Here is a 2,106-nt window from a genome sequence, read left to right as displayed (position 1 = left end):
TATAAATACTTCAACCAAAATACTTCAAACAGCTTACATATTGAACAGCTCATGATCAAAGTTCATAAAAGTTACCAAAAACGCACTTAAACCCTTTACCTCCGCCCTTCAAACACCCCAAAATTAAAGCCTTTACTTGGGATGCAGCAGGTTCAGGAAAAAATCTAACCTATTGGCAACATGAAAGTAGCTCTATCAATATTCTATTTGGTGATCATTTATAAACGCTGCATAAAAATATTTAATTTCCAATTTTTTGGATGAAATAACTATTTACAGATACCGTAATTTTCCGAATTATTTTTACCTCTGGCATCGTGAAATTTTTTATGATAGACTACTTGCAATAGTGGTTCCGTCTTTGGTTTCAATGAATCTTTTAGAACAATTTAATCAAAAAAAAGTTGCAGAGCTTATGGAAGGAAAGCAACCAATTCCAGAATTTTCTCCAGGAGACACCCTAAGTGTGCATGTTATTTTAAGCGAGGGGGGGCGCGTTCGTGTACAGCGTTTCGAAGGAGTATGTATTGCCAGAAGAAATCGAGGGCTTCATTCTTCTTTTGTTGTACGCCGTGTAGTGGGGAACGTTAGTATTAAGAGAAGGTTTCCTTTGTACAGTCCTGTTATAGAAAGTATTCAAGTATTGCGCAGAGGAGTTGTTCGTCGTGCTAAGTTGTACTATTTGGAAGGATTGAGTGGAAAATCTTCAAGAATTAAAGAGCGGCGCAGACCGAATACTGGTACTGATTCATTGAAAAAATAAAAAAACATTTGGGTAAGCGTTGCCTAAACAATAATAGGTAAAGACATGATGCAGTGTGGTCTTGTTGGACTTCCTAATGTTGGGAAGTCTACTTTATTTAATGCGTTGACAGAAAGTGCTTTGGCTCAGGCTGAGAATTATCCATTTTGTACGATAGAGCCTAACGTTGCGTCTGTAAGCGTTCCTGATTGGCGTTTGGGTTTGTTAGCCAGTATTGCTCAGTCTAAACGTACTCTTCCGTCTCAAATTCAGTTTGTGGATATTGCAGGTCTTGTTAAAGGGGCAAGCAAAGGAGACGGGCTAGGAAACCAGTTCTTGGCGCATATTCGACAAGTAGATGTTGTTGTTCAAGTTGTTCGAGCTTTTTCTTCAGAAAATGTAACGCATGTTCATGGAAAAGTTGATCCATTTTTCGATATAGATGTTATTGAAATGGAGCTTTTGTTGGCGGACCTTCAAAGCGCAGAGCGTCAGTTGTCAAAAAAGCAAAAAACTGTTGATAAAAAGGAAGATGTTAAAGAGCTTTTGGAATATGCTTTGTCTTATCTTCAAAGTGGAGTGATGCTTCAAAATGGTTCATGGACTCTGCAAGAGCGGTCTAACCTTTCAAGATTGGGGTTTTTGACGGCAAAACCTATGATTTATCTTATAAATATTTCTGAGCAAGATCTAATAAATGGAAATTTTCCTTACAAAGATTCTATTTTAAAGCGTGCCAGCGGAAAACCTGTGGTATGGATGAGCAGCCAGGTAGAGTTTGAAATTGCTCAGCTTTCTCAAGAAGATCGTTTTGTATTTTTGAAAGATTTGAATATAAAATGTAGTGGGCTTGAAAATGTTATTCAAGAAGTGTACAGCGCCATGGGATTGATTTCTTTTTTTACCATAGGTCCTAAGGAAGCGCGGGCATGGACTGTTAAGAAGGATGCAAAGGCTCCTGAAGCGGCAGGGTGTATTCACAGTGATTTTGAGAAAGGATTTATTCGAGCAGAAGTAATTTCGTGGAAAGATTACATAGACTATAAAGGTGAGGCGGGGGCAAAAAATGCAGGAAAAATTGCCACACAAGGAAAAGAGTACGTCGTACAAGACGGGGACGTTATGTTGTTTCGTTTCAATGTCTAATTTCTTTTATTTAAAAACAGACCTGTTAATTTTTTAGACTTTTAACCAAAGATAGCATGATTAATTTTCGAGGTTTTATTAACGTTAGGTGCCGCAAAAATACGCAGTGTTACCTCTAGCATTTCAAGTGATCGCGTGTTTGCAAGGGGGGGGGCGAAATCTCTCAAACCAATGGCGGTGTCGAGAATTATTTTGTTCAATGGAAAACGTTTTATGGT

Annotated in this window: 2 protein-coding genes; both read left to right on the top strand. The window is 38.2% G+C overall.

Features of this window, described 5'->3' with window-relative positions; all coding sequences use genetic code 11:
- Positions 1-370 precede the first annotated feature (370 nt).
- Positions 371-763 (top strand): 50S ribosomal protein L19, encoded by a 393-nt coding sequence (rplS, locus tag HE1_RS03065; protein WP_035544619.1) that lies wholly within the window; start codon positions 371-373, stop codon positions 761-763.
- Positions 764-811: 48 nt separating this feature from the next.
- Positions 812-1,888 (top strand): redox-regulated ATPase YchF, encoded by a 1,077-nt coding sequence (ychF, locus tag HE1_RS03060; protein WP_084490975.1) that lies wholly within the window; start codon positions 812-814, stop codon positions 1,886-1,888.
- Positions 1,889-2,106: the final 218 nt, after the last annotated feature.

The organism is Holospora elegans E1, assembly GCF_000648275.1.
GTDB classification, from domain to species: domain Bacteria; phylum Pseudomonadota; class Alphaproteobacteria; order Holosporales; family Holosporaceae; genus Holospora; species Holospora undulata_A.
The sequence above is the reverse complement of the archived record's forward strand: the minus strand, read 5'-3'. Positions and strand labels throughout refer to the sequence as shown.

Coding starts and splice junctions, on each gene's coding strand:
- rplS (WP_035544619.1), top strand. CDS start 371: ATGAATCTTTTAGAACAATTTAATCAAAAAAAAGTTGCAGAGCTTATG.
- ychF (WP_084490975.1), top strand. CDS start 812: ATGCAGTGTGGTCTTGTTGGACTTCCTAATGTTGGGAAGTCTACTTTA.